Here is a 26,814-nt window from a genome sequence, read left to right on the forward strand (position 1 = left end):
GCCCCGCCGCCGCCCGGCAAAATATGCTATGCGATCGGCCATGACGGGATCTGCTGTGGCGCCGAACCGACCGTTGAAGCGTGGCTGGACCACCGGCAGCTGCGCGACCGCGGCCGCGCGCGCCGCCTATGAGCTGCTGATCACCGGCCATTGCCCGGACATGGTCGAGATCGCCCTGCCGGGCGGCCGTCGCGTCAGCTTTGCGATCGCGATGCACGAGACCGGCGACGCCGGCGCGACTGCTGCGGTCGTAAAGGACGCCGGCGACGATCCCGACGTCACGCACGGTGCGTTGATCAAGGCAACGGTCCGGCTCGGTGCTGACGGAACCGGCGTCATCTTTCGCGCCGGTTCCGGGGTCGGCACGGTGACCCGGCCGGGGCTTCCGTTGCCGCCGGGCGAGCCTGCGATCAATCCCGTGCCGCGCGAGATGATCAAGGCCGCGATCCGCGAAGCCGCGTCCGCGCTCGGCGGCCCGCGCGACGTGGCCGTCACCATCTCCATCCCCGGAGGCGAGGAGCTGGCAAGGAAAACGCTGAACCCGCGGCTCGGCATCGTCGGCGGCCTGTCGGTCCTGGGCACGACCGGAGTCGTTGTCCCCTTCAGCTGCGCGGCGTGGATCCATTCGATTTATCGCGGCATCGACGTCGCGCGCGCCGGCGGCCTGGCGCACGTCGCCGGCGCCACCGGCAACACGTCCGAGAAGGCCGTGCAGCAGCTGTACCAATTGCCGGACGCGGCGCTGATCGACATGGGCGACTTCGCGGGCGGCATGATGAAATATCTGCGCCGGCACCCGGTGGCGCGCGTGACCGTGGCCGGCGGCTTCGCAAAGATGACCAAGCTTGGCCAGGGCCTGCTCGATCTGCATTCGCGGGCTGGCGAGGTCGATCTCGGCTGGCTTGCCGACACGCTGCGCCAGGCCCACGCGCCCGACGCGCTCGTCGCGACGGCACGCGGCGCCAACACGGCCTTGCAGGTGCTGCAGGAGGCAGAACGCGTGGGCTTCCCTGCTGGACAGGTCGTTGCTGACGCGGCCTGGCAGACCGCGCGCCGCGCGCTCGGCGACAACGACATCGCGCTCGATATCGCGGTGTTCGACCGCGGTGGCAGACTGGTCGGCCAAAGCCACGGAGCTAATCATTCGCCCCTCCCGCGGAAGCGCCGCTGATAATCGGCATCATACAGCGCGCTGTTGCAAAAATTTCTGCCGCTGAGCGCACGGCCGACCAGGATCAGCGCGGTCCGCTCCAGCCTGGCCGCGGCGGCGCGATCGACGATCGTCGCGAGCGTCGCCGTGATGATCTGCTGATCCGGCCAGCTCGCGCGATACACGATCGCGACCGGGCAGTCCTCGCCATAATGCGGTCGGAGCTCCGCGACGACCTGATCGAGCACATGGATCGAGAGATGGATGGCGAGCGTTGCGCGCGATTGCGCGAACAGCGAGAGCTGCTCCGTCTCGGGCATCGCCGAGGCCCGCCCGGACGTCCGCGTCAGCACGACGGACTGCGCGAGCCCCGGCAAGGTCAACTCACGGCCAAGCGCGGCCGCGGCGGCGGAAAAGGACGGCACCCCCGGGGTCACCGTGTAGGGGATCTTCAGCGCGTCGAGGCGGCGCAGTTGCTCGCCGAGCGCGCTCCAGATCGAGAGGTCGCCCGAATGCAGTCGCGCCACGTCCTCACCGGCAGCGGTGGCCCGCGCCATTTCGGCGATGATCTCGTCGAGCGCCATCGGCGCGGTGTCGACGATGCGTGCGCCTCTTGGACAATGGTCGAGCAGCGCCGTCGGAACCAGCGAGCCCGCATAGAGACACACCGGACATCGCGCGATGAGATCGCGGCCGCGCACGGTGATCAGATCGGCCGCGCCCGGACCGGCGCCGATGAAGTGCACGGTCATCGGCCGGTCTCCGCAGGTCCCTCGCCTTGCGCCAGTGCGCAGGTCGCCGAGGCGTTGGCGAGCCGCGGCATGATCAGCCGCGCATTGCGGCCGGCCGCTGCGAGCGCGGCCGTCTCGGCGACCGAGGGAACGCCTTTCAGGCGCTGGACGACATCGCTGCGCGTGACCGCGAGATCCGCCACCGCGGCGAGTTCATCTTGTGTCAGGCCGAGAAGCGGGCAGCCGATCCGCTTCGCCGCCTCGATGATGCCCGACTCCCTCATCTTGTCGCGCGCAGTCGCCACGACTGCAATGTCATCGACGACGAGCTTCGCAGCGCTCAGCGCTTGCGCGATCACGTTCTCGATCGCATAGAGGCTCGCGTCGCGGCGGCAGCCGATGCCGAGCGCGATCATGGCTTGCTCACCCGCCATTGGGTCACCGGCATGGCCTGCCGCCAGCCGTGCATGCGGCCGACGGGCTCGATGCGCGACACCGCGATGCGCATCAGTTCGCCGCCGTGACGGCCGAACAGATCGATCAACCGCGCCTCGCCTTCGAGCGAGATGACATTGGCGACCAGCCGCCCGCCCGGCTTCAGGCGCGACCAGGCCGCCTCGAACACCCCAGCTTCCGAAATGCCGCCGCCGATGAAGATCGCATCCGGCGGTTCGAGATCAGCCAGCGCCGTCGGCGCGCGGCCGACCACCACCTGGAGGTCGGGCGCACCGAGCGCAAGCGCGTTCCGCATGGCCCGATCCGCACGGTCCTGCCGCGCCTCGATGCCGAATGCGCGCAGCGAGCCATGACGCAACAGCCATTCGATCGCAACCGAGCCGGAGCCGAGACCGACATCCCACAGCAGCTCGCCGGGCGTCGGCGCGAGTGCCGACAGCGTCGCGGCGCGGACGTCACGTTTTGTGAGCTGGCCGTCATGCTCGAACAGGTCATCAGCGAGGCCCGACGTCAGCGGGATCACCGGCGCACCGGGTTGGACATCAATCTCCAGCGCCAGCGTCGTGAGCGGATGGATATCGGACAGGTCGAACTCGTCGGCCCTCACGCTGCGCACACGCTCCTGCGTCCCGCCCATGGCTTCGAGCGCGGTCAACCGCGAACGGCCCATGCGGCGCGCGGTCAGCAGTCCGGCGAGTTTTGCGGCCGTAGATCCGTCCCAAGCCAGCGCGAGGATGCGTGCGCCCGGCGCGAGATGGCGAATGATGCCTTCGAGCGCGCGGCCATGCAGCGTCACCTGGGCGACATCCTGCAGCGGCCAGCCGAGCCGTGCCGCGGCGAGACTGAAGGCCGAAGCATGCGGCAGGCACAGCATCTCCGCGGGTGCAAAGCGTTGCATCAGCTGCTTGCCGACGCCGTAGTTGAAGGGATCACCGCTGGCCAGCACCACGACGGGCTGCCCCTGGCGTGCTGCGATCTGCTCGAACGCCAGGTGCAGCGGGCTCGGCCATGCGAGCCGCTCCGACCTGATGAGCGGCGCAGCGAGCTCAAGATGACGCGCGCCGCCGACCACGAAGGTCGCGCTGGCAATCAGGTCACGCGCGGGCGTAGAGAGACCGTCAACGCCGTCCTCACCGATCCCGATGATGGACAGCCAGCGCGGCGCGTTGCAGGTTGCGTTTGGACTCACCATGGATCCAGCCCCGCATGCGCATTCTCATACTCGGCGGTACCACCGAGGCGTCCGAGTTGGCACAGCTCCTGGCCGGCGACCGCCGGTTCGACACGACGCTGTCGCTCGCCGGCCGCACGTCCACGCCACGGCCGCAGCCGCTGCCGACCCGCATCGGCGGCTTTGGCGGCATCGCCGGGCTGGAAGCGTGGCTGCGCGATCATGCTGTCGACGCCGTGATCGACGCGACCCATCCTTACGCCGACCAGATCTCGCGGCATGCCGTTGCGGCCTGCACCGCGCTGTCTCTGCCGCTGGCCTCGATCCAACGCGCGGAATGGCATCGCCAGGCGGGCGACAATTGGATCGAGGTCGCCAGCGCGGAGACCGCTGTCGGTGCGCTCGGGTCCGAAGCTTCGCGCGTGTTTCTCAGTCTCGGCCGCCTCGAGCTCGCGGCCTTCGCCGCGGCGCCGCAGCATCACTACATCGCGCGCACGATCGATCCGCCCGGCGACATCGCGCTGCCGCCCGACATCCGTTTCATCAGGGACCGCGGACCGTTCGATCGGGCGAAGGAGCACGCCTTCTTGGCGGAGGAGCGCATCGCTGTCGTGGTGTCGAAGAATTCCGGCGGAGCGGCGACCTATCCGAAGATCGCGGCCGCGCGACAGCTCGGCATTCCCGTCGTGATGATCTCGCGGCCGGAGAAGCCGCACGGCGTCGCGCTGGACGGTGCGCGAGCCGCGCTGCAGTGGCTCGAGACGCAGCTTGCTCATCGCCCTGCTCCGGCTTCTCGGCGCAGCGTATAGACGAATGGCGCCTTGCCGTCGCGCGCGATCAGGCGCGTCGCCGTCGATCCGATCAGGACCAGCGTGCGCATATCGGCCTTGGCGGGATCGACCTCAGCCAGCGAGGTCACGATCGAGCTGACATCGCCGCTGCCCGCGGCGCGCACCAGCGCGATCACGGTGGACGGCGGCTTGATCTTTCGCAGCAGCGCGAACGCTTCGCCTAGTTGATGAGGCCGCGCCTTGGAGATCGGATTGTAGAGCGCGATCACGAAATCGGCGCCCGCCGCGGCCTCCAGCCGGCGCCGGATCGTCGCCCAGCTCTTGAGGTTGTCGGAGAGCGAGATCGCGCAAAAATCCCCGCCCAGCGGCGCGCCGATCTCGGCTGCGGCGGCGAGCATCGCCGTCACACCCGGCTCGACGCGGATGTCGAGCGCGCGCCATTCCGGCGGGCCCGCCTCCAACGCCTCGAACACCGCGGCCGCCATCGCGAACACCCCGGGATCGCCGCCCGATACCACCGCGACATGCCGACCATCGCTCGCAAGCTCGAGCGCATGCCGCGCCCGATCGAGCTCGACACGGTTGTCGCTGGCGTGCCGGATCTGACCCGGACGGCTGGTCGTGACCCTGTCCAGATAAGGACCATAGCCGATCAGATCAGTCGCCCTTGCGATCACGGCCGACGCCGCCGGCGTGATCAGCTCGGACGCGCCGGGGCCGACGCCGACGATGGTGAGCGTGCCCGTCACAGCCGGCGCCCTTGTCCGGGGATCAGGATCATCGAGAAATACGGACCGCGGTCCTGCTCGACCTCGGCCAGCGGCGCGACGCGTTGCGCCTCCATCGTGCCGCGTTCGACGTAGAGCGCGCGACCAAGCAGTCCGGCCTGCGCGATCGCACGCTTCGCCTTGGCGAGATTGCGCCCGACCTTCATGATGACAGCGGCCTCGCAGCGCGTCAGCCGATCCTGCAGGACATCCTCGGGCAACGTCCCCGGGAGCACCGACAGGATGTCGTCGCCCCAGGTGATCGGCACGTTAGCCTTGGTCCAGCAGCCGGACATGCCCGTGACGCCGGGAACGACCTCGACCGGATGATCCTGCTCGAGGCGCCGCCACATATGCATGAACGAGCCATAGAAGAAGGGATCGCCTTCGGACAGCAGGCCGACCGATCGCCCGGCGGCCAGATGCGCTGCGATGCTGCCGGCGGCCCGCTGATAGAAATTGCCGATCTGCGCTTGATAGGACGCGTCGGCGACAGGCACCTCCTCGGTGACCGGATATTCCAGCCGTAGCTCCTGGCGGCCGGCCCGCATCAGCGGCGCGACGATCCGCCGTGCGTTGCCCTCCATGCCGCGCTTGGCGAAGAAGGCGATCACGTCGACCGACTGGATCAGTCCGGCCGCGCGCAGCGTCAGATAGCGCACATCGCCGGGCCCCACCCCGATGCCGTAGAGCGTCCCGGCCTCAGCTCGACCGGCGATGGTCTCCAGCAGACTCATTCAACGTCGCTCGCGATCGCATTGACGGCCGCGACGGCCATGGCGCTGCCGCCCTTGCGCCCCTTCACGATCAGGTACGGCACCCGGCCGTCGGCCGCGAGCGCCTCCTTGGACTCGCGCGCGCCGACGAAGCCCACCGCCGTTCCGATCACCGCCGCCGGCCGCGGCGCGCCCTGATCGAGCATGTCGAGCAGATGAAACAGCGAGGTCGGTGCATTGCCGATCGCGACCAGCGCCCCTTCGAGATGCGGCCGCCACAATTCAAGCGCTGCGGCCGAGCGCGTCGTGCCGAGCTGCGCGGCGAGCGCCGGAACATCGGGCGCATCGAGTGTGCAGATGATCTCGTTCCTGGCTGGCAGCCGCGCGCGCGTAATGCCCTGGGCCACCATCTTGGCATCGCACAGGATCGGCGCGCCGCGATCGAGCGCCGCGCGCGCCGCGGCGGCAAAGTGCTCCGACATCTCGATGTCGGACGTGATCTCCACCATGCCGCAGGCATGGATGATGCGGACCGCGATCTTCTCGGCCAGCCCCTGGAAGCGCGACAGATCGGCCTCGGCGCGGATCGTCGCGAACGAGCGGCGATAGATCTCCGCGCCATCCTTGATGTAATCGCGCAGATCAGACATGGACGCTCTCTCGCGATTGGAACAGCTTCTGGCTCGTGATCCCGATTTCAGACGGATCGAGCGTGCTGCTGGGCTCGCTCTTCGCCGTGCCGTTGCGCACGACGCGATAGGAGTCCTCCTCGCCGACCAGCACGACGTCGGCGGGCGCAGATCGCGCGCATCCCTTGGCGCAGCCGGACACATGCAGCGTGCCCTGAAACTGCGAGCGAGCGATGTCGGCCGCCAGCAGGCGCGCATGCTGCCGCGTCGCCAATCGGGTCGATGGGCAGCTGCCGGCGCCCGAGCAGGCGTCGACGCGAAGCAAGGGATCGGCGTCGTCGACGATCAGGCCGAGCCGAGCCGCATCGCCTGCGAGCCGCTCGGCAACATCACCGCCGGCAGCGGCATACAATGCGCGCCATGGCGACAAGCGAATTTCAGAGACGTCGGATGCGGCCAGCGAGGCAGCAAGCCGCGCCAGCGTCGAACTGTCGACGAGGCCGAACGGGAAACCGATACCAACCGCGCAAGTCTCTTCCGTCAGTCTGATCACACCGTGACGTTGCCGCGTCACCGCTACTGACGTTGGTGCGATCGCATCAAACTCATCAAGTCCGAGGTCGGTGGTGATGGCGGCGAGTGCCGTCGCCGGCAGGGCCGCGGCACGTTTGCTCGGGCTGTACCGCAGCACCCATCGCGCGACTTTCACCGCGACGGCCGCTGCATCCGAAACGGCGACCGGTCCGCGCCACATCACGCCATCCGCGCCGGCAAGCCCGACGGCGATGCGGCGCGGACCATTCTGAGTCCACGCCGCCAGGCGGATATCAGCGGCCAAGGTCGTCAGCGGCAGCCGGCCGCCGCCGTCCAGCGCAAATCCGAACTTCGCCGGCAGCGCCCGCATATCCGCGTTGGCCGCGAGCTGCAGCTCAAGCGCCATGGCGATCGGACGCATGTCGATGATCTCGGCCGGATCGAGACCGGCGAGCGGATTGATTGCGATATTGCGGATCGCCTCTGTCTCGGCACTGTCGTCGAGCAGCGCGAGCGACGCCATCAGCTCCCATAACGGCGGCAACGTCGCCAGCGACACGCCGCGGATCTGCAGATTGGCACGGCGCGTGAAATCGATCTGGCCGTTGCCGAAGCGCGACGCAGCCTCGGCCAACGCGCGCAACGCGGCCACGGTCAGCGCGCCGCCATGCGGCCGCACGCGAACGATCAATCCATCGCCGCTCAGCATCGGCCGCCGCGCGCCCGGACACCAACCCTTGATGTCGCTCGCGGCGGTCACGACGCCGCCTCCGTTGCGAGCCGCGCGCGGGCGGCCGCAAGCTCGTCGGCGACCGCGTTTCGGCGCGGCACCCACAGCCGTCTCTTCAGCACATCCTCGAAGCGCGAGACAATGGCGGCCACCGCCGCGGGGTTCCGGTCGATCATGGCCTCGAACACTGCCCCGTCGCGCAGCAGCGCCCCATGCGCCAGATCAAACAGATGCTCCGGCACCGTGTCCGACGTCGCGGCGAAGGCATACAGCGCGTCGACGCCTTGCGCGATCTCCGCGACGCCCCGGTGGCCGTGACGGAGCATGCCCGCGAGCCAGCGCGGATTGGTGAGACGGCCGCGCACGACGCGGGCGATCTCCTCGCTGAAGCTGCGCGCACGGGGCTGGTCGGGTCGGCTGGTATCGAGATGAAGCAGCGCGGGCGACGCACCGAGCGACGCCGCGGCGGCGGCGAAGCCGCCAGCGAAATCGGCCACCTCCTCCCCGTCGAGCAGGTCGCGCTCACGGTCGTCCTGCGTGTGCACCAGCGCATCCGCGCCGCGGACACGAGCCCGGAACGCATCGGCGGCCGGCACGTGGTCATGCGGCCCGCCAAAGCTATAGTCGGTTGCATCGAGATAGGCCGCGCCGAGCTCTGCACGGCTCTCCCATGTCATGCCGAGCGCGAGATCAGCGGCAACGGCGCCATAGCTGCCGGGCGCACCGCCGAACACGCGCGCGAGGCTTTCACCGCGGCGGCGCGCGGCGGCCAGCGGATTGTCCGCATCGTCCTCGTCGCGGGCCGCGACTGTTTGAACGGCGAGATCGAACAGCGCGATTTGCGCTTCGAACAGATCGCGGAACAGGCCGGAGATCCGCAACGTCGCGTCGATGCGCGGACGGCCGAGCACCGCCAACGGCAATATCTCGATGCCGGTCACACGATTGGAGTTGTGATCCCAGCGCGGCCGCGCGCCGAGATAGGCCAGCGCCTGGGCAAGATCATCGCCGCCGGTCCGCAGCGAGGCCGACGCCCAGAGGTCGAGCATGAGCGCCCGCGGATAGTCGCCATGCTCCTGCAGATAGCGCCGGATGACCTCATCTGCTGCGCGGGCGCCGACGAGAACGGCCGTGCGCGTCGGAATGGCGCGCGGATCGATCGCTGTGAGATTGCGTCCCGTGGGCAGCACGTCGAGCCGGCCACGGCTCGGCGCGCCGGCGGGACCTGCAGCCACGCGGCGGCCGTCGAGCCCGGCCAGCAACGCGCTACGCTCGGCCGAGGCGCTCGCGCGAATCCGCGCGTCAACCGACGTGCGATCCACGGCGCCATAAGTCGCCGCCACGATCGCATCGCAGAGCAGCGCGTTGGCGGCTGCATCCGGCGCCTGGCCGAACACATGCAGACGATCGCGCACTGAGAGCTCCTTGATGTCGCACAATTGCGCATCGAGCTGCGCAATCGCCTCGCGGCCGCTCATCGTGCGTTCAAGCCCGCAATCGGCAGCGAGCCCGCTCTGCCAGGCGCGCGCGATGATCTCGTCCTCCAGGAGCTTCAGGCGTCGCTTGTCCAGTCCGTCGGCTTCGGCATATTCCTCCACCAGGCCTTCCAGCTCCAGCAAGGGACCGTGCAGGCCGGCCTGCGAGAGCGGCGGCGTCAGGTGTCCGAGCGTCAGCGCGGCCAGCCGCCGCTTGGCCTGCATCGCCTCGCCCGGATTGTTGACGATGAAGGGATAGATCACCGGCAGCGGGCCGAGGACCGCCTCGGGCCAGCAGTCGCGCGACAGCGCCAGCGCCTTGCCCGGCAGCCATTCCAGCGTGCCATGGGCGCCGAGATGAATCAGCGCATCGATCCGTTCGACCTCGCGCAGATGCGCATAGAGCGCGACATAGGCATGCCGCGGCGGCACGGCCGTATCATGATAGCTCGATTTGCGATCGGCGCGGCTGCCGCGGTCCGGCTGCAGCAGGATCGACAGCTTGCCGGTGCGCAGCACGCGAAAGCGGAACGCGCCGTCGCGACACGCCGGGTCGGCGTCCGCAGCGCCCCAATTGTTCTGCAAGGCGCGCTGCATATCGCCGGGCAACAGCGCGAGCCGGCTTCGATAGACCGCGAGCGGCACGATGAGCTCGTCGCTCTCGTCGCGCAGCAGCGCTTCGACCTGCTCCGTGGTCGGAGCCGCGTCACCGAGATCGTAGCCCGCCTCCGCCAACAGCGCAGCGATGGCGGCCGCGCTCGCGCTGGTGTCGAGACCGACCGCGTAGCCGCGGCGGCCGCCGCGCGCCGGATAGTCCGACAACATCAACGCGACGCGGCGATCGCCGGCCGGCAGCGTCCGCAGGCGCGCCCATCGCGCCGCGAGCTGCGCGACATAGGCGATGCGATCCTGCTGCGGCACATGACGCATCGCGCCGAACTGCAGACGTTGGTCCATCGCCGCCTCGCCCTTGAAGGCGATGGTCCGCGCCAGCAGACGGCCGTCAAGCTCGGGTAGCACGACGTTCATGGCAAGATCGGTCGGCGACAGGCCGCGCGATGACGACGCCCAGGCGTCCTCACTGCTCTGCGCCTGGATGATCTGCAGCACCGGCGTGTCGGCGATATCAAGAACGGTGTTGCCGTCGTCGCGCAACGCGGAGAACGCGGTGGCATTGAGGATGATCGCGGGACGTCGGTGTTCGATCAGACGCGCAAGCGGTTCGACAAGGGACGGATCCTTCAGGCTTGTCACCGCCACCGCAACGGCCGCAAGTCCCTCGCGCTCCAGCGCGCGCATCAGCTCCGCGATTCCCGCCGTATCGGCGGCGAGCAGGCTGGCGCGATAGAACGTTATCAAGGCCGCCGGCCGCGCATCGCCGGAGCGGCAGAGATCATCGACGACGACAGCGCCGCGATCGGGAACGAAGCCGACGAGTGAGCCGATCGCCACCGGATCCGCTACAGGCAGGTCGCGGCCGAGCAGCGTGGCGATATAGCGAAGGCATTCGCGCGCGTTGCCGGCACCACCCTCGTGCAGATAGCCATAGAGCTTTAATGTGGTCTGCAACGGCAGCGTCGACAGCGCATCGAGCCGCTCATCGGCGCGATCATCGCCCGGAAGGGCCGCAAACAGGATGTTGCGGCTACGGCACACCGCGGCGATCCGCTCGAGTCCATAACGCCAATAGTCGAGGCCGCCGAGACAGCGCACCACGACAGCGCGCGCGCCGAGCACGACGCGATCAATATAGAGATCGACCGACATCGGATGCTTCAGCCGCTTCAGGCTGGCCAGGCGCAGGCTCGGCAGATCTCCAGCGCTCGCAGTCCAGGCCTCGGCAAGCGCGGACAGGTCGCTGTCGGAGAAGGACAGTATGACGACCTCCGCCGGCGACTGCGCGAGATCGACGGCCTGCTCGAGGTCGTCGATGTCAGCGCCGGATGTCGCCAGGAGGTGCATCGCTCCCGCCTAGCCCGCGATCAGGGTTCTGATCGCGGCCTCGTCGAGGCCGCGCTCGCCGATCACGACGAGCCGGCCCTGTCGCGATTCGCCCGCGCGCCACGGCCGCTCGAACTGATGCTGGATCCGGCTGCCGACCGCCTGCACCAGCAGGCGCAGCGGCTTGCCGGCAATTTCGACGAAGCCTTTCACGCGCAGCACGTCATGCGCATCGACAGCGGCCGCGATACGGTGGACGAGCGCGTCGGGCGAGGTCTGCGCCGGGACGTCGAGCACGAAGCTCTCGAAATCGTCGTGGTCGTGATCGGCCTCGTTGTCGTGATGCGACGGCCGCGCCGCGAGATCGTCCTCGGCTGCGGCGCCAAGTCCGAGCAGGACGGAGGCCGAGAGCTGGCCATGCTCGGTCGCGATCACCTTGACCGCGCGTGTTACTTTGGCAGCGATCTCGGATGCAACCGCCTTGCGCTCGTCATCGCTCATGAGGTCGCTCTTGTTCATGACCACGAGGTCGGCGCACAGCAGCTGATCCTCATAGACCTCCTCGAGCGGATTGTCGTGATCGAGCGAATCGTCGGCCGCGCGCTGAGCGGCGAGCGCCTCCGGATCATCGGCGAAACGGCCGGCGACCACGGCCGGGCCATCGACCACCGCGACGACGCCATCGACCGTGACGCGCGTCGCGATCTCGGGCCAGTTGAACGCCTGCACCAGCGGCTTCGGCAAGGCGAGGCCGGAGGTCTCGATCACGATATGCTCGGGCGGCTCCTTCTGGTCCAGCAGGCTCTTGAGCGCCGGGACGAAATCGTCGGCGACGGTGCAGCACAGGCAGCCATTGGACAGCTCGACGATGCGGTCCTCCGGGCAATCCGGCACGCCGCAACCCTTCAGGATATCGCCGTCGATCCCGACATCGCCGAACTCGTTGACGATGATCGCGAGACGGCGGCCGTTCGCCGTCTCGATCAGATTGCGCACCAGCGTGGTCTTGCCGGCACCGAGGAAGCCGGTGACGATGGTGCAAGGCGTCTTGGCGAACGATGTCGTCATTGCGATCTCCGGTCTTCAGCGCAGTATCGGCAACGCAGGCACGCGGGCGACCGTGTTCTTGCGGATGTACTCAGGACGCTCGCGCCATGCCGGCAGGCCCGCCTCGTGACGCTGATGCAGTTGCGCGAACGTCAGGATGTCCTGCGCGTGCACATCCGGATCCAGCGCGCCGAGCACATAGGTCCATTTGCCGGGAGCCGTCACGGCAACGGTGCAGGCACGATTGCAGTTGGAGAGGCACTCGACCCCAACAACTGTCACGCCGGCGCGCTGCTCGGCGGGCGCGGCTTCGATTGCCGTGATCAACCGGGCGCCCGCGCGCGGCTGATCAGTCGGCGACACGTCGGCGGCCTGCGTCCGGCAGGTGACGCAGACGAACAGGGTCGTCTGACCCGACTCCGATGCGGACATCAATCAGCCGATCACGCCGGCGGCGGTCGCCGCCGCAACGCCGCCCACAAGCACGATGACAGCGCCGGCGAGCCGCAGCGCCAGCGGCGCAAGCTTGTCAGCCCTGGCCGAGAGCAGCGTGGTGCCGGCAAACGCGCCGGCAGCGATCGCGGTCTGGATCACGAGCAAGCCGGCGAGATAGGCACCGAGCGGCGTGGTCTCGGCCCCGACGATCGACTCGCCCAACGCGTAGCCGTGCACGACGCCGGTCAGCGCAAACAGCGCCGCGACGGGCAGGACGCCGAAGCGGCCGCGCAGCACGACCACGAGACCGACCACGGCAGTGGACAGACCGACCAGCAATTCGGCTGCGGGAATGTTCGACTTCGCCAGATGCAGGCCGACACCGGCGATCATGGCGGTCGTGAAGGCGAGGACCGGTGTGAAACCGCGCCCCAGCAGCGCTGCGACGATGCCGGCGCCGACGATTGCGGCGAGATGATCGAGTCCGATGACGGGATGGCCAAGGCCCGACAGCAGGCCCTGCGCAAAGGTCTGCGGCAGCTTGCCACCCATCATGTGATGCGCGAAGGCGGGCTCCGCCGCGAGCAGCACGAGGCTCGCGAGAGCAAACGCCGAATAACGAGTGAACTTCATGGCCGTCTCCGTCGCTTGCCGGCTCCCCCCAGGAGGACCGGACGATGCGCTGCATCCGACGGCATCCCGCCGATCTTGCGGCAGGATCAGAACCAGCATCGCGACTCCCCGCGCGACGGGTCGGCCAACAGCAATGTCGACGGCAGGTCTCCTGGCTCTCGGGTCGCTGCGTGAGACCACCTTCCCGGTTGCCCAGTGGTGTCTTGGCCTCACACTCGCCGATTACAGTTGCGGGGGCAGCCGCGGCTTGGGGTCGAAGACCCGCACCGTGTTCCCTAAATCTCTCCTTTCGGAGAACCGTCATCTGTTAGATACGGGTCGCGCCAAAGCCCGTCAATCGGAATCGTTCCCATGCCCCCTGCTCCGCCCCCCGACCTGCCGCGCCTCACCCTGGTGCTCGGCGGCGCGCGCTCGGGCAAGAGTCGCCACGCCGAGGCGCTGATCACCGCGCAGGCGCCGCCCTGGATCTATGTTGCGACTGCGCAGGCGTTCGATGCCGAGATGACCGAGCGCATCGCCCAACACAAGGCACGCCGCGCCGAGGGATGGCAGACGCGCGAGACGACGCAGGATCTCGCAGGTCTCATCCGCGCATGCGCGGAGCATCGCGCGCCGATCTTGATCGATTGCCTGACGCTGTGGCTCAGCAATGTGATGCTCGCCGACAGGAATGTTCCAGCGGCTTGCGCGGACCTGATCGATACGCTCGGCACTGCGCGTGGCCCGATCGTCGCCGTCTCCAACGAGGTCGGTCTCGGCATCGTGCCGGACAACGCGCTGGCACGCGCCTTTCGCGATGCCCAGGGCCGATTGAACCAGGACGTCGCAGCCGTTGCGGATCGCGTGATCCTGATGACGGCCGGGCTGCCGCTCATCTTGAAGTGAAGAGGACGAACCGATGACAGAGAACGACGACGACGCGCGTCACAAGGCCAAGATGGAGAATCGCAAGGCGGTTCAGGATGCCGAGGTCGCCTCGAAGACGGTCGAAAAAGGTCTGCTGGTCGTCCACACCGGCAAGGGCAAGGGCAAGTCCACGGCCGGCTGGGGCCTGATGCTGCGCGCGCTCGGGCGCGGCTTTCACATCGGCGTGGTGCAGTTCGGTAAGGGCGCGTGGGAGACTGGCGAGCGCAAGGCGATCGCGGCCTTCGGCGATCAGGTGTCCTGGCACACCCTGGGCGAAGGCTTCACCTGGGAGACGCAGGATCGCGCGCGCGACGTCGCCGCAGCCGAGCGCGCCTGGGCCAAGGCAAAAGAGCTGATGGCCGATCCTGCGATCCGGCTCGTGATCCTCGACGAGCTGAACATCGCGCTGCGCTACGATCATCTGCCGATCGCGGACGTCGTCGCCACGCTCGCCGCGCGCCGCCCCGATCTGCACGTCGTCGTCACCGGCCGCAATGCCAAGCCCGAGCTGATCGAGGCCGCCGATCTCGTCACTGAGATGACCCTGATCAAGCATCACTTCGCAGCTGGCGTGAAGGCGCAGGAAGGCATCGAGTTCTAGTCCATGGCTGCGCGCGCGATCATGTTCCAGGGCACCGGTTCCGACGTCGGCAAATCGCTGATGGTCGCCGGACTCGCGCGCGCGCTGACTCTGCGCGGGCTGACGGTCGCGCCGTTCAAGCCGCAGAACATGTCGAACAACGCCGCCGTCACCGCGGACGGCGGCGAGATCGGCCGCGCCCAGGCGCTGCAGGCGCGGGCGGCGCGCCGGCCGATGACGGTGCACATGAACCCGGTGCTGTTGAAGCCGCAGAGCGAGGTCGGCTCGCAGGTCGTGGTGCAGGGACGCGTGATCGGCAACGCCAAGGCGTCGGCCTATCAGGCGATGAAGCCGCAGCTGATGGCGGCCGTGTTGGAGAGCTTCCATCGCCTCGCCGCCGACGCAGACATCGTGCTGGTCGAAGGCGCGGGCTCGGCATCGGAGATCAACCTTCGCGCGGGCGACATCGCCAACATGGGCTTCGCGCAGGCGACGCAGACTCCGGTCGTGATCATCGGCGACATCGATCGCGGCGGTGTCATTGCGAGCCTCGTCGGCACCAAGGCGGTTCTCGCGCCGGACGATGCCGCCCTCGTCGCAGGCTTTTTGGTCAACCGATTTCGCGGCGATCCGGCGCTGTTCGCAGCGGGCATGAACGAGATCGCGGCACGGACCGGCTGGGCATCGCTCGGGCTCATTCCGCATTTTTCGGATGCGCGCCGGCTGCCGGCGGAGGATGCACTCGGCCTGCCCGGACATGGCGCTGCAGGCGGACAACGCCCGAAGGTCGTCGTGCTCGCCTATCCCCGCATCTCCAATTTCGACGAGTTCGACCCGTTGCGGCTCGAAGATGGGATCGATCTGCAGTTTCTGCGGCCGGGTACGCCGATCCCAGGCGATGCGGCCGTGGCGATCCTGCCGGGGTCGAAGGCCACCATCGCCGATCTCCAGGCCTTGCGCGAGACCGGCTGGGACATCGATCTCTCGGCACATCTGCGCCGCGGCGGCCGCGTGCTCGGCATCTGCGGTGGCTACCAGATGCTCGGACGAAAAATCAGCGATCCCGACGGCCATGAAGGCGCACCCGGTTCCGTCGCGGGGCTTGGCCTGCTCGACGTCGAGACGACCCTCACCGACGACAAGGCGTTGCGCGAGGTTCACGGCGCGCTCACCGAGGATCAGATCCCGTTCCGCGGCTACGAGATGCATATCGGCCGCACCGACGGGCCGACCGCTCGAGCTCCGTTTCTCACCTTCGCCGATGGCCGAAGCGATGGCGCGGTCGCGCGCGAGGGGCAGATCGCCGGTTGCTATGTGCACGGCCTGTTCGCCGATGACGGCCTTCGCGCGCATTGGCTCGGTCGTCTCGGGGCCGTCACGACCGGGCTGGCCTACGAGAGCGATGTCGAGGCGACCCTGGATGGGCTTGCGGCGCATCTCGAGCGCCACGTCAACGTCAGCGGAATTCTTGCGCTGGCGCGTAGGCCGACGCCGCGTCCTACAGCACCTTGACGAGGAAGATGATCGCAACGAACAGCGCCTGGATCACACAAGCGAACCGGTAGAGCTGGAGGGCGCGACGGATATCGGAGGCGTTCAGATCGGCGCGTCCGTCGCCCATCCAGGCATCTGTGACGAGGTGCCCGTGATAGACGCGCGGCCCGGCCAGACGCAGCCCCAACGCGCCGGCCATCGCGGCCTCCGGCCAGCCGGCATTGGGCGAGCGATGGTTCGAAGCATCGCGCGCCACGGCATGCAGCGCCGACGAAGAGGATGCACCGGGAACCACGCGCGCAGCTGCTGCAATCCACACGGCGGATAGGCGCGAGGCCGGCAGGTTGATCAGATCATCGAGCCGCGCCGCCGCCCAGCCGAACGCGCGGTGGCGATCGGAGAGATGGCCGATCATGCTGTCGGCGGTGTTCACCGCCTTGTAGATCAGGACGCCGGGAAGCCCGCCCATGAACAGCCAGAACAATGGCGCCACGACACCGTCGGAGAAATTCTCGGCGAGACTTTCGATCGCCGCGCGCGACACGCCGGCTTCGTCGAGCCGCTCGGGATCGCGCCCGACGATCATCGCCACGGCGCGACGGCCACCCTCGAGCCCGCTCGTCTCCAATCCCTCCGCGACGGCTGCGACATGCGTGTCGAGACTGCGCTGCGCCAGCAGGCTGCTCGCCGCCACGCCGAGAATGAGCGTCGCGGCGATGTCGCCGAGAGCCGCCGCCAGCAGCCAGGTCGCAACCCCGCCGACGGCCGCCATTCCGGCCACGAGCAGGACGACGAGCGCGACGCCGAACGCCTGGCGCAGCGCGAAGCTGTTGCCTGCCCTGTTCCAGCGATCATCAGCCCATGCTATCAGCGCGCCCATCCACATCACGGGATGACCGATCCGCTGCACCAGCATTTGGGGATAGCCGACCGCCGCCTCGAAGAGGAGCGCCGTGAGCGCGAGTGAGACGAACATCGATCTCCGCTAAGGGATGGACATGGACGACAGAGCGACTAGCACGCGCGTGGATCAGCCGGAAGCCATCGTTCACGGCGGCGATCTCGACGCGATCAGCCGCCGCTACCCGGATGCGCCACAGCCCTGGATCGACCTGTCGACCGGCATCAATCCCGTCCCCTATCCTCTGCCCGAGCTCCCGCCGGCAAGCTGGGCGCGCCTGCCGAGCAAGGCCGAGCAGCGCGCGCTGCAGTCTGTGGCCGCGGCGCGCTACGGCGTAGCGGGCGAGATGATCATTGCCGCGCCGGGCACTCAGGCGCTGCTGCAGATCATGCCGCGGCTGCGCCCGCGATCGCACGTCGCCGTGCTCGCGCCCACCTATGAGGAGCACGCGCTGTGCTGGCGCCGCGCCGGCCATCGGGTCGAATTGGTCGATGATCTCGATGCGCTCGCCGCGGCCGATGTTGCAGTGATCGTGAATCCCAACAATCCGACCGGCCGCCTGCAGCCGCTCGATGCGCTGGGCCGCCTGGCGTCGACCCTGCGCCGGCGCGACGGCCTGCTGGTCGTCGACGAAGCCTTTGCCGATCTGTATCCGCACGAAGCAAGCCTTGCGGCCGATCTGCCGCCGGCCACGATCGTGCTGCGCTCGTTCGGCAAGGTCTACGGGCTTGCCGGTATACGCCTCGGCTTTGCGATCGGCCCGGACGACATCATCGGGCACATCCGGGACGAGCTCGGGCCGTGGGCGGTCTCGGGTCCAGCGCTCGCCATCGGAACGGCCGCACTAAGCGACGACGCCTGGCTGCACCAGACACGCGCGCGCCTGGTGCATGATTGCGCGCGCATCGATGCGCTTCTATCCGACGCCGGATGCACGGCGATCGGCGGCACGCCGCTGTTCCGGCTGATCGCATCGGTCAGCGGGTCCGACATCGCCGAGCGCCTCGCGCGTCACGGCATTCACGTCCGCCGCTTCCCGGGGCAACCGAGCTGGCTGCGTTTCGGCCTGCCGGGCGATGAAGCTCAGTGGCAGCGGCTCACGCAGGCGCTTGCCGGCTAGCCGAGCACGCAAGCTGCGAGCAGCAGCGTCTCCGTCACCTCGATGCTGGCGCCATGACAGTCGCCGGTGATGCCGCCGAGCCGCCATTGCCAGTAGAAGGCAATGACCGGAATCAGCACGATGGCTATCAAAGTCGGGACTGCACCGGCGAGCGCGCCGATGGCGAGAACGCCGCCCCATCCGACAATCCAGTTCCAGCCGACGCTGTTCGCAACGCTCGCACCGAGCCCCGGCTTCAGCGACAGCAGCGTCTTGGTGCAGACCAGTGTGCCCAACCGCGCCCAGGCCGGGATCAGCACGAGCGCCCAGGCCGTCGGCCCCGTGGCCAACTCTGCGATCAGCACCAGCTTCGCAGCAATCTGTAAGGCGATCGCCACCACGGCGAAGCTGCCGGCATGGGGGTCGCCGAGCACCGCGACGAAGCGTTCAGGCTTGCCATGCGAGGCACCGAACGCATCGGCAACATCGCCGAGCCCGTCGAGATGCAGCGCGCCGGTGATCCAGATCCAGGCGATCAGGACGGCGAGCGCGACGATCCACGGATCAGCGCTTTGAAACACCCGGGCGATGACAGAAAGACAGGCGCCGATCACCAGCCCCACGGCAGGAAACCATACCGACGCCCGCGCGAGATCGTCGGGCCGGGACTCCGCCACACGCGGTGTCGGCAGACGCGTCAGGAACTGCAGAGCGATCCAGAATTCACGCAGGCTCATGGCTGGATGATCTCGACGATTTCGGCCCACGGCGCGCCATCCGGGCCGTGCCCAGCCTCGAGCGTCAGACGGGTGCCGGGATGAATGCGCAAGCTCCAGAGTTGAGGCAAGGGCCAGCCGAGCAGATGCGACAGCGCAGCGCGGATCGCGCCGCCATGCGTGACGACCAGAACCGCCGCAGGCTCCGCCGTCGCGAGGATGCGATCCACGGCGCGCGACACCCGTACTTGCAGATCGGCCCAGCTCTCGCCGCCGGGTGCGGCGACCAAGGGATCCGCGTAGAAGGCATCGAGCAAGGCGGCCTGCTCCGGTTCACTCACGATGTCGCTGCGCTTGCGCCCGTCCCATTGTCCGAAATGCAGTTCGCTCCAATCTGGATCAACCTGCAGCGCGCAGCCGGCCTGTCGGGCATATTCGTCCGCCGCCGCCCGCGCTCGCATCAATGGGGAACTCACGACCCGGCTCCATTCCCCGCTTCGAGTCTGCCGCCGGAATTGCTCCCAACCCGCCTCGCTCAGCGGGGGATCGGTGCGGCCGTCGAGATGGCCGTTGCGCCCGGTGGTGCCATGCCGCAGCAGGTCGAGCCGCATCAGGCCTCGCGTCCCGAGACAGCCGCCTCCGCGAAGGTGGCCATGCCGTTGTGAAGCGCGCAGGCGAGCCTCAGGATCGGTAGCGCCGTCGCAGCGCCCGAGGCCTCGCCGAGCCGGAGATCGAGATCGATTAGCGGACGGGCACCAAGGGCGTCGAGCACCACGGCATGGCCGCGCTCGGCCGAGCGGTGCGAGAACAGCAGCCAGGGCCGGCACGACGGATTGAGCCTCGTCGCCACCAGCGCCGCGACCGAGACGATGAAGCCGTCGACCAGGACCGGCCAGCTCCGCTGTGCGGCGGCGACGATCGCCCCGGCCATCGCGATGATCTCCAGGCCGCCGACGGCCGCCAGCACCTCCGCAACAGGCGTCGCCGCGGTCAGGCCATGGCGCGTCAACGCGTCCTCGATGACCTTTGCCTTTCGGGCTCGCCCCTCGGCATCAAGCCCTGTGCCACTACCGACGATGTCGGCGGGCGCGCACGCCAGCAGCGCAGCCGCGATCGCCGCCGCTGAGGTCGTGTTGCCGATGCCCATCTCGCCGAAGATCACGAGGTCAGGCGCGTGGTCGGCCTGGCGTGCGACGGCCCGTAGCCCCGCCTCCGAGACAAAGGCCACGTCCGCCGGCGTCAACGCCTGCTCCACGCTGAAATCGCGCGTGCCGCGCCGCGGCTTGTCGACGACCACGCCGCGCATCTGACCATCCGCCAGCGTGCCCACGTCGACCACCTCAAGCGGACATCCCAGGCTGTGCGCCAGCACCGCGATCGCCGCGCCGCCGCCGGCGAAATTGTGCAGCATCTGCACCGTCACTTCCGGCGGATAGGCCGAGACCCCCTGGGCCGCGATCCCATGGTCGCCGGCGAACAGCACCACCGGGACACGCTCAGCCGCAGGCTTCTCGGCGGCCTGCAGCGCCGCCAGTTCGACCGCGACCTCCTCCAGCCGTCCCAGCGCACCGAGCGGCTTGGTCAGTTGCGCCTGGCGCGCCAAGGCCGATTCGCGGTGCGCCCCGGATGGCGCCGGACACTCCGAATTGATCCAGTCAGGGAGCACGATCTGTCCTTTTGGCGTTGCTCGGTGCCGGACGATTGCCACCGTATCACGGCCAGGACAAGCGCCGCCGTGCGTCAGGTGCAGGACGTGAAACAGCCGGCACCGGCATTCCTCCACGGCCCACTTTGTCATCCAACTGTCATCGAACCATCCGACAGGTGGCTGCCCTACCCAGCCCGAAAGATGCCCATGGATTACTTCCGCCGCTTCACCTTCCTGTTCGCCGCGCCCGTCTTCGAAACCGACGACCTGGCCGGCGTCCGCTTCAACCAGATCATCGAGGAGATCCAGCGCTCGGGCTTCGAGGTCGTCCGCGCCCGCAAGCTGGAGGATGCCGAGATCGCGGTGCAGACGGATGCGGCGATCGGCTGCATGGTGGTGGACTGGGGCAAGAAGGGGCTGGAGGGCAAGACGGCGTCGCTGATCAACCTGATGCGCCGCCGCGGCCTGGACTTCCCGATCATCCTCCTGATCCGGCGCAAGCGGTTCGAGGATCTGCCGGTCGAGGTGCTCGACTTCATCGACGGCTATGTCTTCCTCTCCGAGGAGACGCCGGCGTTCATCGCCAAGAATTTGATCAGCCGGCTCAAGCAATATGCCGAGACGCTCAAGACGCCGTTCTTCGGCACGCTGGTCGACTATGCCGAGGAAGGCAACCAGCTCTGGACCTGTCCCGGGCACAATGGCGGCGTATTCTACAGCCGCAGCCCGATCGGGCGGATCTTCGTCGAGCATTTGGGCGAGGCGGTGTTCCGCGACGACCTCGACAATTCCGTGCTCGACCTCGGCGATCTCCTCACCCATGAAGGGCCGGCGCTGCGCGCGCAGAAGGAGGCGGCTCAGATCTTCGGCGCCGAGAAGACCTATTTCGTGCTCAACGGCACCTCGACCTCCAACAAGGTCGTGCTGGGGGCGCTGGTCACCGACGGCGACCTTGTGCTTTTCGACCGCAACAACCACAAGGCCGCCCATCACGGAGCCCTGCTGATCTCCGGCGGAATCCCGGTCTATGTGCCCACCGTCCGCAACGCCTGGGGCCTGATCGGGCCAATGCGCTGGGACCTCCTCGACGAGGAGCACCTGCGGCAGCAGATCCGCAACAATCCGCTCGTCAAGGACCCCGATGCCTGGCGCAAGGAGCGGCCGTTCCGCGTCGCCGTCGTCGAGGAGTGTACTTACGACGGCACCATCCACAGCGCCGAGATGATCCTCAAGCGCATCGGCCACCTCTGCGACTACATCATGTTCGACGAGGCCTGGGCCGGCTTCATGAAGTTTCACCCGCTCTATGCCGGCCGCTTCGCGATGGGCCTCTCCGAGCTCGGGCCGGACGCCCCCGGAATTATCGCGACGCAGTCGACCCACAAGCAGCTCGCGAGCTTCTCGCAGGCCTCGCAGATCCACATCAAGGACCGCCACATCAAGGGCCAGCGCCGCCGGGTCGAGCATCGCCGCTTCAACGAGAGCTTCATGCAGCACGCCTCGACCTCGCCCTTCTATCCGCTGTTCGCCTCGCTCGATGTCGGCGCGCAGATGATGAAGGGCCGCTCGGGCGAGGTGCTGTGGGACGACACGATCCGGCTCGGGATCGAATTGCGCAAGAAGATCCGGGCGATGCGCCGCGAGTTCGACGAGAAGGAGAAGGATCCGGCGCGGCGCTGGTTCTTCGAGCCGTTCGTGCCGGACCGGGTGTCGATCCCCGATGCCGCGAGTCCCGGCGGCCGCCACGACGTCGCTTGGGAGGCGATCTCGACCGACCAGCTCGCGACCGACGCCACGCTCTGGCAGCTCGCGCCAGGCGAGGCCTGGCACGGCTTCCCGGACCTCGCGCCCGGCTTCGCCATGACCGATCCGAACAAGCTGACCCTGCTCACCCCCGGTTTCGACCGTTCCACCGGCGGCTATGCCGAGCACGGCATACCGGCGCCGGTCGTGGCGCAATATCTGCGCGAGAATCGCATCGTCGCCGAGAAGAACGACCTCAACTCGCTGCTCTTCCTGCTCACTCCCGGCGTCGAGGCCAGCAAGGCCGGCACTTTGATTAGCGGGCTCGTCGCCTTCAAGCGGCTGCATGACGACAACGTGCTGCTCGACGACGCCATCCCCGAGTTCACCCGCAAGCGCTTCGCGCGCTACGGCAAGACCCGGCTGCGCGACCTCTGCGGCGAGATGCACCGCTTCTACCGCGAGGCCGAGGTCAGCGCGCTGCAGGCGAAGCAGTTTCAGCCGCAGCATCTGCCCGAGATCGCGCTGTCGCCGCGCGAGGCGGCCCGCGCGCTGATGCGCAACGAGGTCGACTACCTGCCGATCGACCAGATCGCCGGCCGCATCGCGACCACCCCCTTCGTGGTTTATCCGCCGGGCATCGCCACGATCGTCCCTGGAGAGCGGTTGTCCGATCGCGCCAAGCCGATGATCGATTACCTCAAGATGTTCGAGCGGGCGTTCAACACATTCCCCGGCTTCGACGTCGAGATTCAGGGATTGTATAAGGAGATCGACGAGTCTGGCCGGATCCGGCTCTATACCTATGTCTGCGCAGAGTAATCTGACCATGGACACCCCGATCGCGGCGCTCGAGACCGAACCGCAAGTCCTCGTCCGCCCGTCCCGTGACGAGGACGTCGAGGCGATGCTCGCGATCTACCGCCGGCACATCCGCCGCGGGGTCGAGGACAGCGCCGCCAATACCGGCGCGCCGGAGCCGGATGATCTGAAGCAGCGGCGCAAGAATCTGCGCAACCACCGCTTGCCGCATCTCGTCGCGACGTTTCGCGGCGAGGTCGTGGGCTATGCCTATGTGGTCCAGTTCCGGAAGCGGCCGGCCTATCGCTTTGCGGTCAAGCACTCGATCTACGTCCATCACGAGCATCTCGGCCGCGGCGTCGGCCGGCTCCTGATGCAGGCCTTGATCGATGCCTCCGCCGCCGCCGGCTATCGGCAGATGATCGGCTATATCGATGCCGACAACACCGCTTCGCTCGGCATCCACGAGCGCTTCGGCTTCGTCCGGGTCGGCCTGCTGCCCGGCGTCGCCTACCGCTACGGCCGCTGGTCGGACACCGTGATGGTTCAGCGCTCGCTCGGCCCCGGCGCCGCCGAAGCGCCCGCCACGCCCGGCCGCTGAGTCACGACGGGAAGTCGGCCGCCTTCACCTGCATCCGGTCGGCATGCAGCGACCAGTCGTGCAAATTCTGCGTCTTGCAGAACTCCTGCTTGGCAATCTCTGCCGCCTCGCCTTCGCTGTCGGCCTCAACCTCCAGCGTGCTCTGGCAGATTTCGCACTGGCGGCCGTTCTCGCCCAGAACGTCCTTCATGAAGTGGATGACATAGCGCGACATGCAACCTCCCTGCCCTTGAAGCAGTGCTCGAAGCTGATGTTACCGCGCTTGGACGCCGGCTGTTGACCGATATCAAGCGGCCGATGCAAATATTTGATGCGGCTGATGGAACCGGCTCAGGCGCCGACCGAGGGCAGGCTCGCGGCGGCGATCGCGACGAACCGGGAGACTGCGCGCCGCACGCGGCCGGGAGCGGACTTCAGGATGGCGTTCAGCTGGCGCATCGGATCCATTTCCCTTCTGTGCCGAGCGAAAGATCAGGCTCAAGCTCATGACGCTTCAGGGAAAGTGATGGGCGGCCGGCCGGCTGTCGAGACGGCGTCGGAAATAGCAATATCCGCTTCGCCTCGACCGCTCCGGAGAGAAGATTCATTGCTGCGCTGCAGCCGGCGACGCATGAAATCTTCTCCTCGCGTTGGACCCTTCCCAGCTACTCCGGCGTCACTCCGAACGCCTCGCGGAACCGGGCGCTGTAGCGCGGCCACGCCTCGGGGTTGATCAGCCGCGGCGGCCGGCTGCCGTCGAGCGCGGCGAGCAGCTGCTCGGCGGCGATCCGGCCCATGTTCTGCCGCGCCTCGCGGGTCACGCCCGCCGTATGCGGGCTCGCCAGGACATTGTCGAGCTGCAGCAGCGGATGGTCCGGCGGCGGCGGCTCCTTGGACCAGACGTCGAGCCCGGCCCCGGCGATGCGCCGCTCGGCCAGGGCCGCCAGCAGCGCGTCCTCGTCATGGATGAAGCCGCGCGCGGTGGTGACGAAATAGGCGCTCGGCTGCATCAGCGCGAACTCTGCCGCGCCGATCATGCCCCGGCTTTCCCGGGTCAGCGGGCAGTTGACCGAGACAAAGTCGGCGCGCCGCATCAGATCATCCAACTCCACCTTCTCCGCACCACGCGCGGCGATCTCCTCGGCCGAGAGATACGGATCATAGGCCAGCACCGTCATGCCCAGCAGGCCGCGGCACAGCTCGGCCACCCTGCGGCCGACATTGCCGAGACCGACGATGCCGACGGTGCGGCCCTGCACCTCGTTGCCGATCAGGTCGTTGCGGTTGACGTCGCGATCGCGGCGCAGCCTGCGGTCGGACTGGATGATGCGCTTGGACAGCGTCAGCATCATGCCGAGCGTGTGCTCGGCGACCGAATGGGCGTTGCCGCCGGACTGGTTGACGACCAGGACGCCGGCTGCCGTGCAGGCCTCGACATCGACCGGATCGTAGCCGGCGCCGTTGCTCGAGACGATCAAGAGGTTCGGCGCGCGGCGCAGCAGGTACGCATCGACATGAAAGCGCGGGGCGAGCTCGTCGCGGGCCGCGCCGATCTGGTAGGCATGGGCCGCCGCGAGGATAGGCGCCGTGTCGGCCTCGGCACTCTCGTTCTCCAGCCGGTCGAGCCGGACGTCGGGGCGCGCCGCCAGCAGCTCGCTGAAGATCGGATGGGCGAGATATTTGACGTAGAACACGCGCTTGGAATTCGCGGCCATGGCCGGGCGACCTCCTGGTTTTTTGCTGCTTGTCGACACGAACGGCGGTTGCCTGACCGGCCGGGCCGGCATGTTGACAATCGATCCCGCGCCGTCAAGCTCGGGCCGACACGCCGCCGGATCAAGCACGGGAGGAACCCATGGCCACTGACGCCGATGCGGCGCGCGCATCATCCGGACACGGCTGGCCCGAGATCATCCTGCGCGCCTTCAAGCGCAACGAGGTCTCGCTCGTCCCCTATGTTCCCGACCGTGTCCTGACGCCACTGATCCAAAGCCTGCACGACGATCCGTTCTTCACCACCTTCGCGACCGCGCGCGAGGAGGAAGCAGTCGGCATCCTGACCGGGGCCTGGATGGGCGGCCGGCGCGGCGCGCTGCTGATGCAGACCTCCGGCTTCGCGACGCTGCCGAACGTGCTCGCCTCGCTGGTCGTGCCCTGCCAGATCCCGCTGATCATGCTGGTCTCCGAGCGCGGTACGCTCGGCGAGTTCAACTACGGCCAGTCGCTGGTGTGCCGGACGATGCGGCCGGTGCTCGATGCGCTGGCGATGGAGCATCACACCATGACCCGGCTCGACGAGCTCGAATTCATCGTCGACCGCTCGATCAAACAGGCGGTGGCGACGCAGGCCCCGGTGGCGCTGATCCTGTCGCCGCTGCTCACGGGCGGAAAGGTGTTCGCATGACCGCCGCCATCAGCAACACCAAGATCATGAACCGCCACGATCTCACCTGCCGGCTGGTCGCCAAGCTGACGCGCGAGGAGGCCGTGATCGGCGGCATCGGCAACACCAATTTCGATCTGTGGGCGGCGGGCCCGCGGCCGCAGAACTTCTACATGCTCGGCAGCATGGGACTGGCCTGCCCGATCGCGCTCGGCGTCGCGCTGGCGCAGCCGCAGCGCCGCGTGTTCGCGCTCGAAGGCGACGGCTCGCTGCTGATGCAATTGGGCTGCCTGACCACGATCGCGTCGCTGGCGCTGAGCAACCTGACTATCATCGTGATGGACAACGGCATCTACCAGATCACCGGCAGCCAGCCGACACCGGCCAAGCAGGCCGATATCGTCGCCATTGCTGCTGGCTGCGGCATCGTGTCCAGCCATTGGGCGGCCGACGAGGCGGACTTCGAACGGCTGGTCGATGCTGCGCTCGAGCTGCCAGGCCCGATGCTGATCGCGGTCAAGATCGACGACAAACCGGGCGTCGGCGCCACCCACCGCGATCCGGCGCAGATCCGCGAGCGCTTCATGCAGGGCCTCGGCGTCAGAATACCGATTTGAAGATCCTGCGACATCCGCGCGCTACCCCGCCTGGGGCCACGAAATGTCATGAAGCAGCCCGCTTGATCACGCTAGATAGGTGCTTCATCACCCGCACCGTTAACTACACCTGTGCCTCAAGCCGGTGTGAGCGGAGTTCG

27 protein-coding genes and 1 riboswitch are annotated in these 26,814 nt (G+C 68.1%); of the genes, 10 read left to right on the forward strand and 17 right to left on the reverse strand.

Going from position 1 to position 26,814, the window contains the following annotated elements; translation table 11 throughout:
* The first annotated feature begins 28 nt into the window (after positions 1-28).
* Complete coding sequence (locus BRADO_RS22795; protein WP_011927709.1) at positions 29-1,171, forward strand: cobalt-precorrin-5B (C(1))-methyltransferase; 1,143 nt, start codon at positions 29-31, stop codon at positions 1,169-1,171.
* Here BRADO_RS22795 and cobM read toward each other — a convergent pair.
* Genes cobM through BRADO_RS22810 form a run of 3 tightly spaced genes read right to left on the reverse strand, consistent with a single transcriptional unit; the run spans position 1,141 to position 3,529 of the window.
* Positions 1,141-1,902: a precorrin-4 C(11)-methyltransferase gene (gene cobM / locus BRADO_RS22800; RefSeq protein ID WP_011927710.1), complete on the reverse strand. Its 762-nt coding sequence runs from the start codon at positions 1,900-1,902 to the stop codon at positions 1,141-1,143. The genes BRADO_RS22795 and cobM overlap by 31 nt on opposite strands.
* Positions 1,899-2,297 carry a cobalamin biosynthesis protein gene (locus tag BRADO_RS22805; protein ID WP_041756812.1) on the reverse strand — a complete coding sequence of 133 codons (399 nt, stop codon included), beginning with the start codon at positions 2,295-2,297 and terminating at the stop codon, positions 1,899-1,901. The genes cobM and BRADO_RS22805 overlap by 4 nt, the downstream gene beginning before the upstream one ends.
* Positions 2,294-3,529 carry a bifunctional cobalt-precorrin-7 (C(5))-methyltransferase/cobalt-precorrin-6B (C(15))-methyltransferase gene (locus tag BRADO_RS22810; RefSeq protein WP_011927712.1) on the reverse strand — a complete coding sequence of 412 codons (1,236 nt, stop codon included), beginning with the start codon at positions 3,527-3,529 and terminating at the stop codon, positions 2,294-2,296. The genes BRADO_RS22805 and BRADO_RS22810 overlap by 4 nt, the downstream gene beginning before the upstream one ends.
* Positions 3,530-3,543: 14 nt before the next feature.
* Between BRADO_RS22810 and BRADO_RS22815 the strand changes: the two genes are divergently transcribed.
* The gene (locus tag BRADO_RS22815; protein ID WP_011927713.1) at positions 3,544-4,317 is read left to right on the forward strand and encodes a cobalt-precorrin-6A reductase; all 774 of its coding nucleotides are present in this window, start codon (positions 3,544-3,546) and stop codon (positions 4,315-4,317) included.
* Here BRADO_RS22815 and cobJ read toward each other — a convergent pair.
* Genes cobJ through BRADO_RS22855 form a run of 8 tightly spaced genes read right to left on the reverse strand, consistent with a single transcriptional unit; the run spans position 4,281 to position 13,206 of the window.
* Positions 4,281-5,048 carry a precorrin-3B C(17)-methyltransferase gene (gene cobJ / locus BRADO_RS22820; protein WP_011927714.1) on the reverse strand — a complete coding sequence of 256 codons (768 nt, stop codon included), beginning with the start codon at positions 5,046-5,048 and terminating at the stop codon, positions 4,281-4,283. The two genes, BRADO_RS22815 and cobJ, sit on opposite strands and share 37 nt — an antisense overlap.
* On the reverse strand, positions 5,045-5,803 hold the full coding sequence (locus BRADO_RS22825; RefSeq protein ID WP_011927715.1) for a precorrin-2 C(20)-methyltransferase: 759 nt from the start codon (positions 5,801-5,803) through the stop codon (positions 5,045-5,047). Before BRADO_RS22825 ends, cobJ begins: the two co-directional genes overlap by 4 nt.
* Positions 5,800-6,432, reverse strand: coding sequence for a precorrin-8X methylmutase (locus BRADO_RS22830; RefSeq protein ID WP_011927716.1), 633 nt, complete (start codon positions 6,430-6,432; stop codon positions 5,800-5,802). Before BRADO_RS22830 ends, BRADO_RS22825 begins: the two co-directional genes overlap by 4 nt.
* The gene (cobG, locus tag BRADO_RS22835; RefSeq protein ID WP_011927717.1) at positions 6,425-7,705 is read right to left on the reverse strand and encodes a precorrin-3B synthase; all 1,281 of its coding nucleotides are present in this window, start codon (positions 7,703-7,705) and stop codon (positions 6,425-6,427) included. Before cobG ends, BRADO_RS22830 begins: the two co-directional genes overlap by 8 nt.
* Positions 7,702-11,112, reverse strand: a complete 3,411-nt coding sequence (cobN, locus tag BRADO_RS22840) for a cobaltochelatase subunit CobN (protein WP_011927718.1) — start codon at positions 11,110-11,112, stop codon at positions 7,702-7,704. The genes cobG and cobN overlap by 4 nt, the downstream gene beginning before the upstream one ends.
* A 9-nt stretch (positions 11,113-11,121) precedes the next feature.
* Positions 11,122-12,159: a cobalamin biosynthesis protein CobW gene (cobW, locus tag BRADO_RS22845; protein WP_011927719.1), complete on the reverse strand. Its 1,038-nt coding sequence runs from the start codon at positions 12,157-12,159 to the stop codon at positions 11,122-11,124.
* A 15-nt stretch (positions 12,160-12,174) separates the two neighbouring features.
* Entirely contained in the window at positions 12,175-12,570 is a 396-nt protein-coding gene (locus BRADO_RS22850) for a DUF1636 domain-containing protein (RefSeq protein ID WP_041757680.1), read from the reverse strand.
* A 3-nt stretch (positions 12,571-12,573) separates the two neighbouring features.
* Complete coding sequence (locus tag BRADO_RS22855) at positions 12,574-13,206, reverse strand: HupE/UreJ family protein (RefSeq protein WP_011927721.1); 633 nt, start codon at positions 13,204-13,206, stop codon at positions 12,574-12,576.
* A gap of 123 nt (positions 13,207-13,329) precedes the next feature.
* A riboswitch (cobalamin riboswitch) is annotated at positions 13,330-13,523 on the reverse strand.
* A 34-nt stretch (positions 13,524-13,557) separates the two neighbouring features.
* Between BRADO_RS22855 and cobU the strand changes: the two genes are divergently transcribed.
* Genes cobU through BRADO_RS22870 form a run of 3 tightly spaced genes read left to right on the forward strand, consistent with a single transcriptional unit; the run spans position 13,558 to position 16,204 of the window.
* A complete protein-coding gene (gene cobU, locus BRADO_RS22860) occupies positions 13,558-14,091 on the forward strand; it encodes a bifunctional adenosylcobinamide kinase/adenosylcobinamide-phosphate guanylyltransferase (protein ID WP_011927722.1) in 534 nt (177 codons plus the stop codon).
* A gap of 13 nt (positions 14,092-14,104) precedes the next feature.
* Positions 14,105-14,713, forward strand: coding sequence for a cob(I)yrinic acid a,c-diamide adenosyltransferase (gene cobO / locus BRADO_RS22865; protein WP_011927723.1), 609 nt, complete (start codon positions 14,105-14,107; stop codon positions 14,711-14,713).
* Between the two features lie 3 nt (positions 14,714-14,716).
* On the forward strand, positions 14,717-16,204 hold the full coding sequence (locus BRADO_RS22870; RefSeq protein WP_011927724.1) for a cobyric acid synthase: 1,488 nt from the start codon (positions 14,717-14,719) through the stop codon (positions 16,202-16,204).
* Here BRADO_RS22870 and cbiB read toward each other — a convergent pair.
* Positions 16,191-17,162 (reverse strand): adenosylcobinamide-phosphate synthase CbiB, encoded by a 972-nt coding sequence (cbiB, locus tag BRADO_RS22875; protein WP_011927725.1) that lies wholly within the window; start codon positions 17,160-17,162, stop codon positions 16,191-16,193. The two genes, BRADO_RS22870 and cbiB, sit on opposite strands and share 14 nt — an antisense overlap.
* A 22-nt stretch (positions 17,163-17,184) precedes the next feature.
* On the opposite strand from cbiB, the gene cobD reads away from it, so the two are divergent.
* On the forward strand, positions 17,185-18,207 hold the full coding sequence (cobD, locus tag BRADO_RS22880; RefSeq protein WP_011927726.1) for a threonine-phosphate decarboxylase CobD: 1,023 nt from the start codon (positions 17,185-17,187) through the stop codon (positions 18,205-18,207).
* On the opposite strand, the gene cobS is transcribed toward cobD, so the two are convergent.
* Genes cobS through cobT form a run of 3 tightly spaced genes read right to left on the reverse strand, consistent with a single transcriptional unit; the run spans position 18,204 to position 20,568 of the window.
* Positions 18,204-18,923 carry an adenosylcobinamide-GDP ribazoletransferase gene (cobS, locus tag BRADO_RS22885; RefSeq protein ID WP_011927727.1) on the reverse strand — a complete coding sequence of 240 codons (720 nt, stop codon included), beginning with the start codon at positions 18,921-18,923 and terminating at the stop codon, positions 18,204-18,206. The two genes, cobD and cobS, sit on opposite strands and share 4 nt — an antisense overlap.
* On the reverse strand, positions 18,920-19,513 hold the full coding sequence (locus tag BRADO_RS22890) for a histidine phosphatase family protein (RefSeq protein WP_011927728.1): 594 nt from the start codon (positions 19,511-19,513) through the stop codon (positions 18,920-18,922). The genes cobS and BRADO_RS22890 overlap by 4 nt, the downstream gene beginning before the upstream one ends.
* Positions 19,513-20,568 carry a nicotinate-nucleotide--dimethylbenzimidazole phosphoribosyltransferase gene (cobT, locus tag BRADO_RS22895; RefSeq protein WP_011927729.1) on the reverse strand — a complete coding sequence of 352 codons (1,056 nt, stop codon included), beginning with the start codon at positions 20,566-20,568 and terminating at the stop codon, positions 19,513-19,515. The genes BRADO_RS22890 and cobT overlap by 1 nt, the downstream gene beginning before the upstream one ends.
* 189 nt (positions 20,569-20,757) lie before the next feature.
* Between cobT and BRADO_RS22900 the strand changes: the two genes are divergently transcribed.
* Together BRADO_RS22900 and BRADO_RS22905 are read left to right on the forward strand one after the other, a co-directional pair.
* Positions 20,758-23,115: an Orn/Lys/Arg decarboxylase N-terminal domain-containing protein gene (locus BRADO_RS22900; protein ID WP_011927730.1), complete on the forward strand. Its 2,358-nt coding sequence runs from the start codon at positions 20,758-20,760 to the stop codon at positions 23,113-23,115.
* A gap of 7 nt (positions 23,116-23,122) precedes the next feature.
* Positions 23,123-23,695 (forward strand): GNAT family N-acetyltransferase, encoded by a 573-nt coding sequence (locus BRADO_RS22905; RefSeq protein WP_011927731.1) that lies wholly within the window; start codon positions 23,123-23,125, stop codon positions 23,693-23,695.
* A 1-nt stretch (position 23,696) separates the two neighbouring features.
* Here BRADO_RS22905 and BRADO_RS22910 read toward each other — a convergent pair whose 3' ends face one another.
* Together BRADO_RS22910 and BRADO_RS22915 are read right to left on the reverse strand one after the other, a co-directional pair.
* Positions 23,697-23,909 carry a hypothetical protein gene (locus BRADO_RS22910; RefSeq protein ID WP_011927732.1) on the reverse strand — a complete coding sequence of 71 codons (213 nt, stop codon included), beginning with the start codon at positions 23,907-23,909 and terminating at the stop codon, positions 23,697-23,699.
* A 430-nt stretch (positions 23,910-24,339) separates the two neighbouring features.
* Complete coding sequence (locus BRADO_RS22915) at positions 24,340-25,389, reverse strand: hydroxyacid dehydrogenase (protein ID WP_011927733.1); 1,050 nt, start codon at positions 25,387-25,389, stop codon at positions 24,340-24,342.
* A 140-nt stretch (positions 25,390-25,529) separates the two neighbouring features.
* Between BRADO_RS22915 and BRADO_RS22920 the strand changes: the two genes are divergently transcribed.
* Both BRADO_RS22920 and BRADO_RS22925 read left to right on the forward strand, forming a co-directional pair.
* Positions 25,530-26,078, forward strand: coding sequence for a thiamine pyrophosphate-binding protein (locus BRADO_RS22920; protein ID WP_011927734.1), 549 nt, complete (start codon positions 25,530-25,532; stop codon positions 26,076-26,078).
* Positions 26,075-26,674 carry a thiamine pyrophosphate-dependent enzyme gene (locus tag BRADO_RS22925; protein ID WP_011927735.1) on the forward strand — a complete coding sequence of 200 codons (600 nt, stop codon included), beginning with the start codon at positions 26,075-26,077 and terminating at the stop codon, positions 26,672-26,674. Before BRADO_RS22920 ends, BRADO_RS22925 begins: the two co-directional genes overlap by 4 nt.
* Positions 26,675-26,814: the final 140 nt, after the last annotated feature.

Source organism: Bradyrhizobium sp. ORS 278 (genome assembly GCF_000026145.1).
Lineage (GTDB): Bacteria > Pseudomonadota > Alphaproteobacteria > Rhizobiales > Xanthobacteraceae > Bradyrhizobium.

Excerpts from the sequence above, each read along its gene's own strand:
- BRADO_RS22795 (WP_011927709.1), top strand. The coding sequence starts at position 29 with ATGCGATCGGCCATGACGGGATCTGCTGTGGCGCCGAACCGACCGTTG.
- cobM (WP_011927710.1), bottom strand. The coding sequence starts at position 1,902 with ATGACCGTGCACTTCATCGGCGCCGGTCCGGGCGCGGCCGATCTGATC.
- BRADO_RS22805 (WP_041756812.1), bottom strand. The coding sequence starts at position 2,297 with ATGATCGCGCTCGGCATCGGCTGCCGCCGCGACGCGAGCCTCTATGCG.
- BRADO_RS22810 (WP_011927712.1), bottom strand. The coding sequence starts at position 3,529 with ATGGTGAGTCCAAACGCAACCTGCAACGCGCCGCGCTGGCTGTCCATC.
- BRADO_RS22815 (WP_011927713.1), top strand. The coding sequence starts at position 3,544 with ATGCGCATTCTCATACTCGGCGGTACCACCGAGGCGTCCGAGTTGGCA.
- BRADO_RS22825 (WP_011927715.1), bottom strand. The coding sequence starts at position 5,803 with ATGAGTCTGCTGGAGACCATCGCCGGTCGAGCTGAGGCCGGGACGCTC.
- BRADO_RS22830 (WP_011927716.1), bottom strand. The coding sequence starts at position 6,432 with ATGTCTGATCTGCGCGATTACATCAAGGATGGCGCGGAGATCTATCGC.
- cobN (WP_011927718.1), bottom strand. The coding sequence starts at position 11,112 with ATGCACCTCCTGGCGACATCCGGCGCTGACATCGACGACCTCGAGCAG.
- cobW (WP_011927719.1), bottom strand. The coding sequence starts at position 12,159 with ATGACGACATCGTTCGCCAAGACGCCTTGCACCATCGTCACCGGCTTC.
- BRADO_RS22850 (WP_041757680.1), bottom strand. The coding sequence starts at position 12,570 with ATGTCCGCATCGGAGTCGGGTCAGACGACCCTGTTCGTCTGCGTCACC.
- BRADO_RS22855 (WP_011927721.1), bottom strand. The coding sequence starts at position 13,206 with ATGAAGTTCACTCGTTATTCGGCGTTTGCTCTCGCGAGCCTCGTGCTG.
- cobU (WP_011927722.1), top strand. The coding sequence starts at position 13,558 with ATGCCCCCTGCTCCGCCCCCCGACCTGCCGCGCCTCACCCTGGTGCTC.
- cobO (WP_011927723.1), top strand. The coding sequence starts at position 14,105 with ATGACAGAGAACGACGACGACGCGCGTCACAAGGCCAAGATGGAGAAT.
- BRADO_RS22870 (WP_011927724.1), top strand. The coding sequence starts at position 14,717 with ATGGCTGCGCGCGCGATCATGTTCCAGGGCACCGGTTCCGACGTCGGC.
- cbiB (WP_011927725.1), bottom strand. The coding sequence starts at position 17,162 with ATGTTCGTCTCACTCGCGCTCACGGCGCTCCTCTTCGAGGCGGCGGTC.
- cobD (WP_011927726.1), top strand. The coding sequence starts at position 17,185 with ATGGACGACAGAGCGACTAGCACGCGCGTGGATCAGCCGGAAGCCATC.
- cobS (WP_011927727.1), bottom strand. The coding sequence starts at position 18,923 with ATGAGCCTGCGTGAATTCTGGATCGCTCTGCAGTTCCTGACGCGTCTG.
- BRADO_RS22890 (WP_011927728.1), bottom strand. The coding sequence starts at position 19,513 with ATGCGGCTCGACCTGCTGCGGCATGGCACCACCGGGCGCAACGGCCAT.
- BRADO_RS22900 (WP_011927730.1), top strand. The coding sequence starts at position 20,758 with ATGGATTACTTCCGCCGCTTCACCTTCCTGTTCGCCGCGCCCGTCTTC.
- BRADO_RS22905 (WP_011927731.1), top strand. The coding sequence starts at position 23,123 with ATGGACACCCCGATCGCGGCGCTCGAGACCGAACCGCAAGTCCTCGTC.
- BRADO_RS22910 (WP_011927732.1), bottom strand. The coding sequence starts at position 23,909 with ATGTCGCGCTATGTCATCCACTTCATGAAGGACGTTCTGGGCGAGAAC.
- BRADO_RS22915 (WP_011927733.1), bottom strand. The coding sequence starts at position 25,389 with ATGGCCGCGAATTCCAAGCGCGTGTTCTACGTCAAATATCTCGCCCAT.
- BRADO_RS22920 (WP_011927734.1), top strand. The coding sequence starts at position 25,530 with ATGGCCACTGACGCCGATGCGGCGCGCGCATCATCCGGACACGGCTGG.
- BRADO_RS22925 (WP_011927735.1), top strand. The coding sequence starts at position 26,075 with ATGACCGCCGCCATCAGCAACACCAAGATCATGAACCGCCACGATCTC.